This window comes from Rhizobium sp. CCGE 510 (assembly GCF_000292525.1).
Taxonomy (GTDB): domain Bacteria; phylum Pseudomonadota; class Alphaproteobacteria; order Rhizobiales; family Rhizobiaceae; genus Rhizobium.
The window spans coordinates 1-13,339 of the sequence record NZ_AEYF01000015.1; the positions used below are offsets into that span (position 1 = coordinate 1).

The 13,339-nt window shown below is 60.1% G+C and carries 13 protein-coding genes and 1 tRNA gene; 10 read left to right on the plus strand and 4 right to left on the minus strand.

Annotation, left to right across the window (positions count from 1 at the left end):
* Positions 1-89: 89 nt before the first annotated feature.
* Positions 90-962, minus strand: coding sequence for an ATP-binding protein (locus RCCGE510_RS06970; RefSeq protein ID WP_007628490.1), 873 nt, complete (start codon positions 960-962; stop codon positions 90-92).
* A 204-nt stretch (positions 963-1,166) separates the two neighbouring features.
* Here RCCGE510_RS06970 and yajC point away from each other — a divergent pair, with 204 nt between their 5' ends.
* From yajC to RCCGE510_RS06995, 5 genes are all read left to right on the plus strand, one after another.
* Entirely contained in the window at positions 1,167-1,514 is a 348-nt protein-coding gene (yajC, locus tag RCCGE510_RS06975) for a preprotein translocase subunit YajC (RefSeq protein ID WP_007628493.1), read from the plus strand.
* Positions 1,515-1,556: 42 nt separating this feature from the next.
* Entirely contained in the window at positions 1,557-4,097 is a 2,541-nt protein-coding gene (gene secDF, locus RCCGE510_RS06980; RefSeq protein ID WP_007628495.1) for a protein translocase subunit SecDF, read from the plus strand.
* 4 nt (positions 4,098-4,101) lie between these two features.
* Positions 4,102-4,488, plus strand: a complete 387-nt coding sequence (locus tag RCCGE510_RS06985; protein ID WP_007628497.1) for an Mth938-like domain-containing protein — start codon at positions 4,102-4,104, stop codon at positions 4,486-4,488.
* A 2-nt stretch (positions 4,489-4,490) separates the two neighbouring features.
* Positions 4,491-5,348: a phytoene/squalene synthase family protein gene (locus RCCGE510_RS06990; protein ID WP_007628498.1), complete on the plus strand. Its 858-nt coding sequence runs from the start codon at positions 4,491-4,493 to the stop codon at positions 5,346-5,348.
* A gap of 71 nt (positions 5,349-5,419) precedes the next feature.
* A complete protein-coding gene (locus tag RCCGE510_RS06995; RefSeq protein WP_007628501.1) occupies positions 5,420-5,887 on the plus strand; it encodes a hypothetical protein in 468 nt (155 codons plus the stop codon).
* Positions 5,888-5,986: 99 nt separating this feature from the next.
* On the opposite strand, the gene trmFO is transcribed toward RCCGE510_RS06995, so the two are convergent.
* The 3 genes from trmFO to RCCGE510_RS33200 form a co-directional block, all read right to left on the minus strand.
* A complete protein-coding gene (gene trmFO / locus RCCGE510_RS07000) occupies positions 5,987-7,426 on the minus strand; it encodes a methylenetetrahydrofolate--tRNA-(uracil(54)-C(5))-methyltransferase (FADH(2)-oxidizing) TrmFO (protein ID WP_007628502.1) in 1,440 nt (479 codons plus the stop codon).
* 103 nt (positions 7,427-7,529) lie between these two features.
* Positions 7,530-7,709 (minus strand): hypothetical protein, encoded by a 180-nt coding sequence (locus RCCGE510_RS33195; protein ID WP_240539634.1) that lies wholly within the window; start codon positions 7,707-7,709, stop codon positions 7,530-7,532.
* A 281-nt stretch (positions 7,710-7,990) separates the two neighbouring features.
* Positions 7,991-8,137, minus strand: coding sequence for a DUF1127 domain-containing protein (locus RCCGE510_RS33200; protein ID WP_007628510.1), 147 nt, complete (start codon positions 8,135-8,137; stop codon positions 7,991-7,993).
* A gap of 871 nt (positions 8,138-9,008) precedes the next feature.
* On the opposite strand from RCCGE510_RS33200, the gene RCCGE510_RS07005 reads away from it, so the two are divergent.
* The 5 genes from RCCGE510_RS07005 to RCCGE510_RS07025 all read left to right on the plus strand — a co-directional run bounded on the left by RCCGE510_RS07005 (position 9,009) and on the right by RCCGE510_RS07025 (position 13,215).
* Positions 9,009-10,112, plus strand: coding sequence for a DUF2157 domain-containing protein (locus RCCGE510_RS07005; protein ID WP_007628517.1), 1,104 nt, complete (start codon positions 9,009-9,011; stop codon positions 10,110-10,112).
* Positions 10,109-10,699, plus strand: a complete 591-nt coding sequence (locus tag RCCGE510_RS07010) for a GDYXXLXY domain-containing protein (protein WP_007628518.1) — start codon at positions 10,109-10,111, stop codon at positions 10,697-10,699. Before RCCGE510_RS07005 ends, RCCGE510_RS07010 begins: the two co-directional genes overlap by 4 nt.
* A gap of 152 nt (positions 10,700-10,851) precedes the next feature.
* Positions 10,852-10,936, plus strand: a tRNA-Leu gene (locus tag RCCGE510_RS07015).
* A gap of 199 nt (positions 10,937-11,135) precedes the next feature.
* Positions 11,136-12,620 (plus strand): trigger factor, encoded by a 1,485-nt coding sequence (tig, locus tag RCCGE510_RS07020; protein WP_007628519.1) that lies wholly within the window; start codon positions 11,136-11,138, stop codon positions 12,618-12,620.
* Between the two features lie 172 nt (positions 12,621-12,792).
* Complete coding sequence (locus tag RCCGE510_RS07025) at positions 12,793-13,215, plus strand: nuclear transport factor 2 family protein (RefSeq protein ID WP_007628520.1); 423 nt, start codon at positions 12,793-12,795, stop codon at positions 13,213-13,215.
* The last annotated feature ends 124 nt before the right edge of the window (positions 13,216-13,339 follow it).

Consider the following 13,339-nt stretch of genomic DNA (forward strand, 5'->3'; position numbering starts at 1 on the left):
ATTGCCGGCCTCCACACCAGCAATGACCTTGAATCACAAAATCAAAGGCAAGGGAATCTCCGCACGATTCCGATTAGCGCTGACAGACTCTAGCCCCGGTCGATATGGACCCGCATGCGTCCGGCCAGATCCTGGATATACTGCCAGGCGACACGGCCGGAGCGGGCGCCCCGCGTCGTAGCCCATTCCAGCGCTTCGGCATGCATCTTGTCGCGTTCGAGCCGGAGCTTGAAGTGATCGGCATAGCCGTCGATCATGCCGAGATAGTCTTCCTGGCTGCATTTGTGGAAGCCGAGCCACAGGCCGAAGCGGTCGGACAGCGAAACCTTTTCCTCGACCGCCTCCGACGGATTGATCGCCGTCGACTGCTCGTTTTCCATCATGTGGCGCGGCAGCAGATGGCGCCGGTTCGATGTGGCATAGAAGAGCACATTGTCCGGCCGTCCTTCGACGCCGCCGTCGAGTGCTGCCTTCAGCGATTTGTAGGCGGTGTCGTCATGATCGAAGGACAGATCGTCGCAGAAGACGATCACGCGGTACGGCGTGTCCTTCAACAGGTCGAGCAGATTGGGAAGGCTTGCGATATCCTCGCGATGGACTTCGACCAGTTTCAGCGAAACACCGCTTTCGCGGCTGACATCCTCGTGCACGGCTTTGACCAGCGAGGATTTTCCCATGCCGCGTGCGCCCCATAGCAGCACATTGTTGGCGGCATAACCTTCGGCGAAACGCACCGTATTCTCATGCAGAATGTCGCGCACGTGATCGACGCCACGGATCAGCTTCAACGCCACCCGGTTCGGCCTCTTTACAGGCTGCAGATGCTGGCGCGAAGGCGCCCAGACGAAACAGTCGGCAGCATCCCAGTCATTGACGGCAGGTGGCGGCCCGGCAAGACGCTGGAGGGCATCGGCGAGCCGTTTCACTTCGGCAAGCAGGGCATTGTTGATTTCCTCGGTCATCGCAGGCCTCCTGTTTTTCGCTGCGGCAATCCGCTTTGATCTTTCGCTGCGGGGTAGCATGGCGTTTTGACGCCGGAAAGGTTATGAGGCAGCGGAATCGGTACTGTTTCCGGCTGTTTCTGTTGCATTCACCGAAGCCGTAACTATAGTCCGGCAACCTGAAAAAAGAGGCGGTGTTCCGCCGTGAAGCCTGAGGAGTTTAGCATGTTCATCACCCCGGCATTCGCCCAGAGTGCGACCGATACCGCAACCGGTTTCGGTGGCTCCGGTTTCGAAATGATCATCCTGTTCGTGCCGCTGATGGTGGTCTGGTACTTCCTGCTGATCCGGCCGCAGCGCGCGCAGGCAAAAAAGCGTGACGAAACCCTGAAGGCGATCCGTCGCGGCGACCAGGTCGTCACCGGTGGCGGTCTCGTCGGCAAGGTCACCAAAGTCGTCGACGACAAGGAAGTCGAAGTCGAGATTGCCGACGGTGTTCGCGTACGCATCGTCCGCAGCGGCATCTCCGAAGTGCGGGTCAAGGGTGAACCCGTCAAGGCCGACGCAGCGTAACGAGCGATAACTCAGCCGCCGGATCGGAAGATCGTCGAGAGAATGTTGCATTTTTCCCGCTGGAAAACACTTCTGATTTGGCTGGCCGCGTTCGCGGCCATCGTCATCGCTGCGCCCAATTTGCTGAGCGAGGCGCAGCGTTCCTCTCTGCCGGGCTGGTTGCGGCATGACCGCGTGACGCTCGGTCTCGATCTGCAGGGCGGCTCGCATATCGTTCTGAAGGTCGAGCGTTCGGATGTCGTCAAGGACCGCCTGGAAGAGGTGGTGGCCAATGTGCGCAATGCGCTGCGTGGCGCCGGCATCCGCTATACCGGGCTGACCGGCAATGACCAGACCGTCACTGTCCGCATCACCGATCCGGCTGAGGCGCAGAAGGCGGTTGATCTCCTGAAGCCTTTGACGGCCGCCGCCGGCCGTTTAGGACCTGAAGTCGCGCTGCAGCAGGGCGAGGAGGGGCAGCTCTCGCTGCAGATTCCCGACGCCGGCATCACCGCTGACGTCGCCTCCGCCCGGACTCGGTCGCTCGATATCGTAGCCCGTCGTATCGCGGGATTCGGCCATGCAAATTTCCTCGTTCACCCCGATGGCGCGGACCGGATCGTCGTGCAGGTGCTGGGATCCGTCGATGCGGAACGGCTGAAAAACCTGCTTAACCAGCCGGCCAAGCTTTCCTTTCATCTGATCGATGCAAGCATGTCGGGGCAGGAGGCGCTGAACGGCCGTTGGCCGGCGACATCGCAAGTGCTCTATTCGCTTGATGACCCGCCGATCCCATATCTCGTCGACCGCACGGCTTTCGTCTCCGGCAGCGATATGGTCGATATTGAGCCGGTCGTCGATCCGCAGACGCAGGATACCTCGATTACCTACCGCCTCGATGCAGAAGGCACGCAGCGGCTGGCTGAGGTAACGGGGCAGAATATCGGCAAACACCTTGCCATCGTTTTCGACGACCAGGTGATGTCGTCACCGGTCATCGATGCGGCGATCACCGGCGGTGAAGGCGCGATTTCGGCGAACTTCTCCGAGGATGGCGTCCGCGACCTTGCGATCATGCTGCGCGCCGGCGCCCTGCCGGCGACGCTGACGAGCGTCGAGGAACGCAGCGTCAGCCCGAGATTCGGCGCTGATTCGATCTTCAGCGGCCTTGTTGCCGGCCTCGTCGCCGTCGTGCTGGTCGCAGCACTGATGATCGCGCTTTACCGCATTCTCGGGGTCATCGCCGTTGTCTCGCTCTTTTTCAACCTGATTCTTATCGTCGCGGTGCTCAGCCTTGCCGGCGCGACGCTCACCTTGCCCGGGATTGCCGGCATCGTGCTCATCGTCGGCATGGCGGTCGACTCGAACGTTCTGATCTACGAGCGCATCCGCGAAGAGGAGAAAACCACCCATTCGTTTGCAGAGGCAGTGGGTCGCGGTTTCGCCCGCGCATTCGCAACGATCGTCGACGCAAATGTCACGATCTTCATCGCCGCCATCATCCTCTTTTTCCTCGGCAGCGAATCCATTCGCGGTTTCGCGGTGACGCTGGCGGTCGGCATCCTGACGACCGTCTTCACAGCCTTCACGCTGACGCGCTCGATCGTCGCCGGCTGGCTGAAAGGCCGCCATCTCCGGCATCTGCCGAAGAGCGTTCTGACCGATCTTTTCGAACACGCCAATATCCGTTTCATGGGCATCCGCCGCTATGTCTTTACGGCGTCAGCGGTCATCTCGCTGATTGCCATGGCCGCCTTTGCCACCGCCGGCCTGCGTCTCGGCATCGATTTTAGCGGTGGCTCGCTCATCGAAGTGACGGCGAAGCAGGGCAATGCCGACCTCGCCGATCTTCAATCACGCCTCAACGATCTCAATCTAGGCGAGGTGCGTGTGGAGCGTACCGGCGGGCCGTCGAATGCGCGGATCAGCATCGCATCCCAAGGCGGCGGCGAAAATGCCGAACAATCTGCAGCGACGCTGGTGCGCGGCGAGCTCCAGGAAGATTATGACTTTCGCCGCGTCGAGGTTGTCGGCCCCGCCATTTCCGGCGAATTGACGATGATGGCGACGCTCGGCGTGCTGGCAGCGCTTGCGGCGATCCTCATCTATATCTGGATCCGCTTCGAATGGCAGTTCGCGGTCGGCGCCATCGTCGCAACGCTGCACGACGTCATCATCATGCTCGGGCTCTTCGTCCTTACCGGCATAGAATTCAACCTGACCAGTATCGCAGCGGTGCTGACCATCGTCGGTTACTCCCTGAACGACACGGTCGTGGTCTATGACCGAATGCGCGAGAATCTGAAGCGGTACAGGAAGATGCCGCTGCCGATCCTGATCGATGCCTCGATCAATCAAACGCTGTCGCGCACCATTCTGACCGCCGCGACGACGCTGCTCGCCTTGCTCGCGCTCTATCTTTTCGGGGGCGATGTCATCCGCTCCTTCACCTTTATGATGCTCTTCGGGGTCGCTCTCGGCACCTTCTCTTCGATCTATATCGCGGCTCCCGTGTTGATCGTCTTTCGGCTCCGGCCGGAGGCTCCTGACGGGGAAGAGAGCAACAAGACGGATGTTGGTGTAAAATCCGGCACGGTGGTTTGAAAACATGGCAAAAGGCATAGAAATCCGCGCCGCGCATTTCCCTGGACGCGCGGCGATCGATGCATACGGCAATGGCGGCTTCCGCTTTGCCGATATGTCGCATCGCGGCTCGATCCTTTGCCTTCCCTCCGGCATTCACGGCTGGGACATGGACATGTCGAAATCGCTGTCACCTGAAAATTTCCGGCGTGTGCTTGATGAGGCGGATGATATCGAGGTTCTGCTTGTTGGCACCGGAACCGAGCTTCGCCGTCTGCCCGAGGAATTAAAACTGGCGCTGAAAGCGCGTGGCATCTCCTCCGATCCGATGAGCACGGGTGCAGCGGTACGCACCTTCAATATCATGCTCGCCGAGCAGCGCGCCGTCGCTGCGGCATTGATCGCGGTCTGACGATGGCTGAAGCCAACAATGCGACGAACCAGGAGATCTGCCTGGCGATGTTGCGTGACAGCGACCGCGACCGTTATCTTGCCTGTCTGCTGTCGCCGGAGGAAAAACGCGGCGCGCTTGCAGCGCTTTATGCCTTCAATGCCGAGCTTGCCCGCATCCGTGATCTCGTGCACGAGCCTTTGCCCGGCGAGGTGCGGCTGCAATATTGGCGGGATCTGCTGGAAGGCAGCGCACACGGGTCGACCGCAGCCAATCCCGTCGCTTCAGCACTAATGACGACGATCGAAACCCATCGTCTGCCGCGCAAGACGCTGATCGACATGATCGAGGCCCGCACCTTCGATCTCTATGACGATCCGATGGAAACGCGTCTCTCGCTCGAAGGTTATGCCGGCGAGACGGCATCAGCGCTAATTCAGCTTGCGAGCCTGGTGCTTTCGCCTGAGGAGGCCGCACCATCGGCGAATGCCGCCGGCCACGCCGGCGTCGCCCAGGCCGTCGCTGGCCTGTTGCTGCTGATGCCGCTGCATCGCCGCCGTGGCCAGGTCTATATTCCGCTGCAGATCCTATCGGCCACCGGGCTCGACCGCGATGCTTTCCTTGCCGGCGAAGACAAGCCGCGCATTTCGGCCGCCATCGAGGCCTTTGCCGGCCTCGGCCGCGAACATCTGGAGAAGGCGAGGGCCGCAGGGCCGATTGCGCCGGCGGTTTTTCCGGCCTTTCTGCCGGCGACGCTTGCCGAACCGGTCCTCGTCAATGTGCAGAAACGCGGCGCTTTGATATTTGACCGGCCGCTGCAGTCGCCGCAATGGCGACGTCAGTTGCGGATGGGGCTGGCCGCGGTGCGGCGCAAAATCTGACATCGGTCAAATTCGCGCAAGTCTCGCACGTTATAAGGCCTGAACCGCTACCCATTGAACGGAGACTCGGCGTGGGCATTATCGTCTGGTGCGTTCTTTTCGCCATCGTCATCTTCTTTGCTTTTGTCGCAACGCGGATGGCTGCGCAGAACAAGGAAGATGGCCTGCACGATACAGGCCTTGCCATTATCGAATTCGGCCGCGCTTTTCCGACCGAGGCGATCCGCCAGTTGCAGGCAACGGAAAACGGCCAGGCCATCTTCGTGCGCCTGCACGACAACAAAGCGGGCTTCATGCGCAACATGTCACGCCACTTCGCCTGCCACCTGATCCAGCCCGGCCGCGTGCGCGTCATCAGCTCACAAACGGGCAGGGGCCTGGTGATCGATTTCCTCGATGCACCCCATCACAACGGCGACTTCGAATTCGCGTCCGCTAAGGAGTCCGCGGAGGTGGCGCTCTGGCTGCTCGGCAATTATATCGCCGAGCCGGATAAGGGCCTGCCGTCAGGCGTTATTTCGGTGGCGAACAAGCAATAGAACTGCTGCTACAGCGCCGCGCGTCTGAAAAGACGCGCAAAGGACGCTGTAACACTCTGCTGCATAACTTTGCCCGTCAATCGAATCCGATTTAAGGGATTATGCAGGGGCGCTTTCGGCAAATGGCGAAGTCTGGCCGAGCCAGTCGGCGCAGTCTGCAAGGGCGCGCCGTGCGATCAGCTGCCGTTTCATGATCGTCTTGTCCTTGCCGCGGAAACGCTTGACGCCCTCGGGTTTGACGATCGAACCCGGCTGGAGTTCCGGAAACAGCCCGAAATTGATGTTCATCGGCTGGAACGAGCGTTTGCCCGGTTCCTCGTCGGTGACGATATGCCCACCGGTGATATGACCGAGCAGCGAGCCGAGCGCCGTCGTTGCCGGCGGCAGTGAGATCGCCTCACCCTTGCGTTCGGCGGCGGCGAAACGGCCGGCCATCAGCCCGACGCTGGCGCTTTCCACATAACCTTCGCAGCCGGTGATCTGGCCGGCGAAACGCAGGCCGGGCCGTGATTTCAGCGTCAGTGACGGGTCGAGCAGGGTGGGGGAATTGATATAGGTATTCCGGTGAAGACCGCCGAGACGGGCAAATTCCGCATTTTCCAGGCCGGGAATCATTCGGAAAATTTCCGCCTGCGCGCCATATTTCAGCTTCGTCTGGAAGCCGACCATGTTGTAAAGCGTGCCGAGCGCATTGTCTTGCCGTAGCTGAACGACGGCATAGGCCTTGACCGTCGGGTTATGCGCGTTCGTCAGCCCCATCGGCTTCATCGGCCCGTGGCGCAGCGTCTCGCGGCCGCGTTCGGCCATCACTTCGATCGGCAGGCAGCCGTCGAAATAAGGCGTGCCTTCCCATTCTTTGAAACCGACCGTGTCGCCTGATATCAGCGCGTCGACGAAGGCATGGTACTGCGCCTCGTCCATCGGGCAGTTGATGTAATCCTTGCCGGTGCCGCCGGGGCCGACCTTATCGTAGCGCGACTGATACCAGCAGATATCCATGTCGATGCTCTCGCGGTACATGATCGGCGCGATGGCGTCGAAGAAGGCGAGCGAATCCTTACCGGTTTCCGCCTGGATGGCGCTTCCGAGCGACGGTGCCGTCAGCGGTCCGGTGGCGACGATGGCAAGATCCCAATCTCGTGGCGGCAGGCCGGTGACCTCTTCCCGCACGACCGTGATGAGCGGGTGGTCATGGATCGCCCTGGTCACCGCCTCGGAGAAGCCATCGCGATCGACGGCGAGCGCGCCACCGGCCGGAACCTGGTGCCGATCGGCAGTGGCCATGATCAGTGAGCCCGCCATGCGCATCTCCGCATGGATGACGCCGACGGCATTGCTGGTCGCATCGTCGGAGCGGAAGGAATTGGAGCAGACGAGTTCGGCAAGGCCGTCGGTTTTATGAGCATCGGTGCCGCGCACGCCGCGCATTTCATGCAGGATGACGGGAACGCCGGAGCTGGCGATCTGCCAGGCGGCTTCCGAACCGGCAAGCCCGCCGCCGACGACGTGGATGGGGGAATAGGAGGAGATCGTGTTCATTCCGGGCTGATATCATGTCGGCAGGTGCGATCCAACACCCCGGAATCAAAAACGGCGCCCTGCGGCGCCGTCTTGGGAGCATCACGCTCGCTATGAGCCGCCGTTATAAACGGCCGGCTATTAGCGGAACGAGCGGGACGCGATATTGCGGATGTCGTAGCGGCTGACGCCGATGTCGGACAGGGTCTGGTTCGAAAGGCCGCCGAGTTCGTTGAGCGTACGACGATAGCTGAGCCAGCTTCTTGCAATGCGGATCGGGTTCATTGTCTTTATCCTCAAACATATGTCCGCTGGACGGCGGGATCGCCTGTCTCTCTGCGGTTGATATTTATATAGGCGAGAACCGTCCTATTGTGCAGTGCAAATAAAAGGCGTCTGCCATGCAATTGTGCAATGTAATGCTCGTCAATTAGGCGGTGAATATTTTTTGAGCGGGCTTACGACAGCGGTGAAACATGCAACCGGGGGGCAGCCGCATGCAGACAAACGAAAACGCCCGCTGTGGGTACAGCGGGCGTTTCAATCGGGACGATCCTGCTTGGGAGGAGCAGCGGATCGCCTGGATTAGCGGGAAGAAGCCTCACGGGCAACGCGATTGATGTCTGAACGGTCGATGCCGAGATCATGCAATTCGCGGTTGGTCATGCGGCCAAGTTCCGTGATCGTCTGACGATACTTGCGCCAGTTATTGAAAGAGCGAGAGAAGTTCATGTTAAGCCCCTTTCTGAGGGTTTCATCTGCCAGCAGCCACCGATCGGCGCTGACCTCTATTTGATGACCGGAATATATGTTGCGGCGCGAAAGACTTAAACAGCCAAGTTTTCAGATCACCTATGCGATCTATGCAATGCTCCCCGGGTGTTTGACGCACGCTTGCCGCTTTTTGGTCAACGAATAGGCAGAATGGCCGTCGGGAAAGCGATCCGGTTTGGAGGATCGAACGGGTGCTATCGCTCAAAAACGCTGTTGCTTCCGGCGGTTCCGTCCATTTATCCGCTACAAAAAGGCGTTCCGCTCCGGATCGAAAGCTGCCCATCTGTCCGCGGCGTTGGCGGTTCGGTGTGACGACAGTGCGGCAGGACGGTGCTAAACGACGGAAATCGTCGGACCGCCAATGCCTTGATCCAGTTTTTGCTGAACAAAAACGCCCGCCGGGGGAGGATCCGGCGGGCGCGTTATGGTGACCGGCAACTGGGAGGAGGAGTGTTGCCAGCCTATCGCAGCGCGCTGGGAGGAGGAGTGCGCGGCTACGAATATCGTCACGGACAAAACAATCCGCGGGCGTCCGGCTAAGACCGGGCCGGGGTGCCATCCCCGTACTTGTATGGTTCGATAAATAGTATGACTAATGATTATTTTGCAGTGCAATAAACTCATGAGTGATGTGCGATTATCGCATACCTCTCCGTCCATATACCTATATTAGCGCTTCTGAGGTTAGCGGCCGGTTAATGCTCCGTACAAGTTAGACCAGTGAGGAAGTTGTATATTTGCGCAAGAGCGTTTGCGAACACCCGTGCTGCGTCTATAACGGCGTGAGCCGTAGCGCCGTAGCCGGCGTTGCGGAAATGAGGGGTGGAGCATGTATCGCGGCAGATTGGAGCGGGATCTCTCGCTCTGGGTAGGTAAGGGCCTGCTCGGGCAGGAGACGGCGGGCGCGCTTCTCGCCGAATATGACAGCCGCCCGGCAAGCTTCAGCCTCGGGCGGGTGCTGATGGCGCTGGCGGCGGTGCTGCTTGCATCAGCCATCCTGCTGGTGGTCGCGTCCAACTGGGAGGCCATTCCGCGCCTCGTTCGCGTCGGCGTCATCCTTGCCCTGATCTGGGTGGTGCACATCGCCGCCGCTCGGATGCTTGCCCGCGGTGCGACAGCGGCGGCAAGCGGTTTGCTGATCATCGGCGCGATGAGTTTCGGCGGCGCCATCTCGCTGGTCGGACAGATGTATCATCTCTCCGGCGACGAGCAGACGGTGATGTATATCTGGTTCGCGATTGCGACGATCTCGGCAATCTTGTTCCGTTCGGGCGCAGTGGTCGTCGTCGCCGGCTTCCTTTCCTGGGCGTCTTTCGCCGTCTATCTCGAGAATCACGACACACATTGGATAGGGCTCGATCCCTGGATGGCGCCCGTCATGGCGGTGATCGTCATCGGGCTGGTGCGGTATACCGGCGCCGAGCGGGCCCGCCATCTCGCCTATCTGCTTTTGATCGGTTGGCTCGCCTGGCTCTATACGCTCTATGAGGAGATCGCCGTGGCGCTCGCCTTCGCGATCGGCGGCATGGCGGCGTTCGTCCTGACGGCATTGCCGCTCCCGCGGATTACCTCCCTGGTCAGGAGCGCCGGTGCGGCCCCGGCCTTCTACAGCTTCCTTGTCGCCGTGATCGGCTTGCTGCTGCTGCACTTCGAAATCGAGGACGGCTGGCGGCTGGTGGTGCTCGGCGTGGCGACGCTTGCCGCTTCGGTGCTGGCGATTGCCCTGCATGGCAGGGACAACGGCGCGGTGCGTTATCTCGCCTACTCCACGTTTGCTGCCGAAATGCTTTATCTCGCTTCCGTCACGGTCGGCTCGATCCTCGGCACGTCGAGCCTCTTCCTGTTCTCCGGTCTCGTGGTCGCGCTGGTTGCCTGGATCGTCATCCGCCTCGAGCGGCGTTTTTCGGCGAATGCACAGGGGGAGCGCGCATGAGCTCGTTCATGGCAAGGCTGCAATCCGGCAAGGGCTATCTGCTTTCGGCGATCATCGTCGCCGGCCTGCAGACCCTTATCCTTGGCACGATCATCCAGAGCCGGGCGTCGATCCTCGCCGATGGCGCCGAGGTGCTGCTGAAAACGGCGCCGGTCGATCCGCGCGATTTCCTGCGCGGCGACTATGTCGTCTTGAACTACGATATTTCCTCGGTGTCGGTGCAGACGGTTTCCGGTGGTATTCCGGCCGAGCCCGGCGAGCGGACTTTATGGGTCCGGTTGAAGAAGCAGGAGGATGGTTTCTGGACGGTGACCGAATCGTCCTTTCACGAACTGCCACCGGCACCGGAGACGGTGATCCTGCGCAGCCAGCCATTCTACAGTGGCGGACTGGCTGCAGGCGACAACATCCGCGTCGAATATGGCATCGAGCGTTACTACGTTCCCGAAGGCGAGGGCAAGCCGATCGAGGAGGCTCGCAACGACGGCAATGTCGCGATCGCGGTGCGCGTCTCGCCAGCGGGGGATGCACAAATCCGCAGTCTTCGCGTTGACGGCAAGCCGGTTTACGACGAGCCGCTCTATTGATCCGGGCGCAGTTCGGAAGAGGGCGGCTTCCGGGCCGCAAATCCCTGTCATTTGCCGTTCATTTTTCCTTTGCCTCGACCAAATCGGGTGATATAGAGACGCCGCGCTCCGGAAGGCCTCATGCGCAGGCATAGGCATGCGGTTTTGTGAACGCGGGTATGGTGAAATTGGTAGACACGCCAGATTTAGGTTCTGGTGCCGCAAGGCGTGGGAGTTCAAGTCTCTCTACCCGCACCAAGCTGTTTGCAGGCGGGAGACTGACATCGGTTGCCTCAGGGCAGCCGAGAGTTGTCCCGAATACCCCGCGAGTGCCGTTCCCCTTTGGGCGGAATGATACAGGAATTGGGAAAAGTCACGCGCGGCACGCTGCCGGCGTCGTGCTCATTGAAACGAACGGCGTCTGGGCACGGCCGCCACGAAATGAAGGTAGGAAGACATGCAGGTTATCGAAACGCTCGCTGAAGGGCTGAAGCGCGAAATCAAGGTCGTTATCCCGGCCAAGGACATGCAAGACAAGATGAATGAGCGTCTTGCCGATGTGAAGGACAAGGTTCGCATTAACGGCTTCCGTCCGGGCAAGGTACCCGCTGCTCACCTGAAGAAGGTCTACGGCAAGTCGATCATGGCCGACCTCGTCAACGAGATCGTCCGCGAGCAGCCGTCCGCCATCCTGTCCAGCCGCGGCGAAAAATCGGCCACGCAGCCGGAAATCGCCATGACTGAGGACAAGGACGAAGCCGACAAGATTCTCGCCGCCGAGCAGGATTTCGAATTCACGCTCTCCTATGAAGTGCTGCCGCCGATCGAGCTGAAGTCGGTCAAGGGCATCAAGGTCACGCGCGAAGTCATCGACATCTCGGACGACGAAGTCAACGAGCAGGTCCTGAAGGTTGCCGAAAGCGCTCGCGCCTACGAGACCAAGACCGGCAAGGCCGCAAACGGCGACCGCATCACCATGGATTACGTCGGCAAGGTTGATGGCGAAGCCTTCGAAGGCGGCACCGACCAGGGCGCCGAACTGGTGCTCGGCTCCGGCCGCTTCATTCCTGGCTTTGAAGACCAGCTCGCCGGCACCAAGGCTGGCGACGAGAAGACCATCATCGTGACCTTCCCGGCCGACTACCCGGCCAAGAACCTCGCCGGCAAGGAAGCGACCTTCGACGTATCGGTCAAGGATGTCGCAGCACCTGCCGCTGTCGAGATCAACGACGAACTCGCCTCCAAGCTCGGCATCGAATCCGCCGATCGCCTGAAGGAAATCGTCCGCGGCCAGATCGAATCGCAGTACGGCTCGCTGACCCGCCAGAAGCTGAAGCGCCAGATCCTCGATCAGCTCGACGAGATGTACAAGTTCGAGACCCCGAACTCGCTCGTCGACGCTGAATACAACGGCATCTGGAGCCAGGTGAACAACGACCTCGCCCAGTCCGGCAAGACCTTCGAGGACGAAGACACCACCGAAGAGAAGGCACGTGAGGAATACAAGACGCTCGCCGAGCGTCGTGTCCGCCTCGGCCTCGTTCTCTCCGAAATCGGCGAAAAGGCCGGCGTCGAAGTCAGCGAAGACGAAATGCAGCGTGCGATCTACGAACAGCTGCGCCAGTATCCGGGCCAGGAAAAGCAGATCCTCGAATTCTTCCGCAGCCAGCCGGGTGCCGCCGCGTCGATCCGCGCGCCGATCTTCGAAGAGAAGGTCATCGATCACCTGCTGACCGAAATCGACGTCACCGACAAGAAGGTGACCAAGGAAGAGCTGCTCGCCGAGGAAGAGGGCGAGGCTAAGGCCGAAACCAAGAAGGCCGCCCCGAAGAAGAAGGCTGCCGCCAAGACCGAAGCTGCCGACGCCGGCGAAGGCGAGGAAGCTGCTCCGAAGAAGAAGGCTGCTCCGAAGAAGAAGGCCGCTGACGAAAGCGCCGAATAATCGCTTTTCAGTTCTGAAGTTCGAAAGGCCTCGCCATCGTGCGGGGCCTTTTTCTATTATCCCGGGCCGTTCACCGCCTCGTCGATTATTGAGTTTTATTCACTGCAACAACAAATAGTTGCAATGAAGTATAATTGGATGCAGATTTCGCTGATGGTGGGAGGACCGGAAAATGACCGCAAAACATGACATGAAGCAACGCGTGGAAGAAATCTACGCTGTGCGTGACCGCGGCGATATCGAGGCCACGCTGGCGCTGATCGGCGAGGATTGCACCTTCCGGATGGCCGGCAATACACGGTTGGCGCCTTTTTCAATTGAATCCGGCGGGCATGCTTTTCGCCAAGTGATAGAGCAACTCATCACTGTGTGGGATCTATCCAATGTAAAGACAGCCGGCATCTATGTGGACGAGGACGAGCAGATGGTCTTCGCTCATCGCGAAGGTGAGGTCAGGCACATCCCGTCGGGTGTGAGCTTCTATACGGAATTCGTCGACAAGATCCATTTCAGGGATGGGAAACCGGTCAAGATCGTCGAATTCGTCGATACGCTGCAAGTTGCTGAGACAAGCCAGATGATCCAAGTCGCATAGAGTCACTCCCACGCAAAGCGCGGAGCGGTTTTGTCTGCAATTGCGTAAAAACAAAAGGATAGAGCGGTTCGGCGCTTCTGTTAAAGCTGAGCCGCTATAAAGCGCGGCGCGTCCAAAAAGACGC

What these genes read in the sequence shown, in the direction of transcription:
- RCCGE510_RS06970 (WP_007628490.1), bottom strand. Translation starts at nt 962, where the DNA reads ATGACCGAGGAAATCAACAATGCCCTGCTTGCCGAAGTGAAACGGCTC.
- yajC (WP_007628493.1), top strand. Translation starts at nt 1,167, where the DNA reads ATGTTCATCACCCCGGCATTCGCCCAGAGTGCGACCGATACCGCAACC.
- secDF (WP_007628495.1), top strand. Translation starts at nt 1,557, where the DNA reads ATGTTGCATTTTTCCCGCTGGAAAACACTTCTGATTTGGCTGGCCGCG.
- RCCGE510_RS06985 (WP_007628497.1), top strand. Translation starts at nt 4,102, where the DNA reads ATGGCAAAAGGCATAGAAATCCGCGCCGCGCATTTCCCTGGACGCGCG.
- RCCGE510_RS06990 (WP_007628498.1), top strand. Translation starts at nt 4,491, where the DNA reads ATGGCTGAAGCCAACAATGCGACGAACCAGGAGATCTGCCTGGCGATG.
- trmFO (WP_007628502.1), bottom strand. Translation starts at nt 7,426, where the DNA reads ATGAACACGATCTCCTCCTATTCCCCCATCCACGTCGTCGGCGGCGGG.
- RCCGE510_RS33195 (WP_240539634.1), bottom strand. Translation starts at nt 7,709, where the DNA reads ATGTTTGAGGATAAAGACAATGAACCCGATCCGCATTGCAAGAAGCTG.
- RCCGE510_RS33200 (WP_007628510.1), bottom strand. Translation starts at nt 8,137, where the DNA reads ATGAACTTCTCTCGCTCTTTCAATAACTGGCGCAAGTATCGTCAGACG.
- RCCGE510_RS07005 (WP_007628517.1), top strand. Translation starts at nt 9,009, where the DNA reads ATGTATCGCGGCAGATTGGAGCGGGATCTCTCGCTCTGGGTAGGTAAG.
- RCCGE510_RS07010 (WP_007628518.1), top strand. Translation starts at nt 10,109, where the DNA reads ATGAGCTCGTTCATGGCAAGGCTGCAATCCGGCAAGGGCTATCTGCTT.
- tig (WP_007628519.1), top strand. Translation starts at nt 11,136, where the DNA reads ATGCAGGTTATCGAAACGCTCGCTGAAGGGCTGAAGCGCGAAATCAAG.
- RCCGE510_RS07025 (WP_007628520.1), top strand. Translation starts at nt 12,793, where the DNA reads ATGACCGCAAAACATGACATGAAGCAACGCGTGGAAGAAATCTACGCT.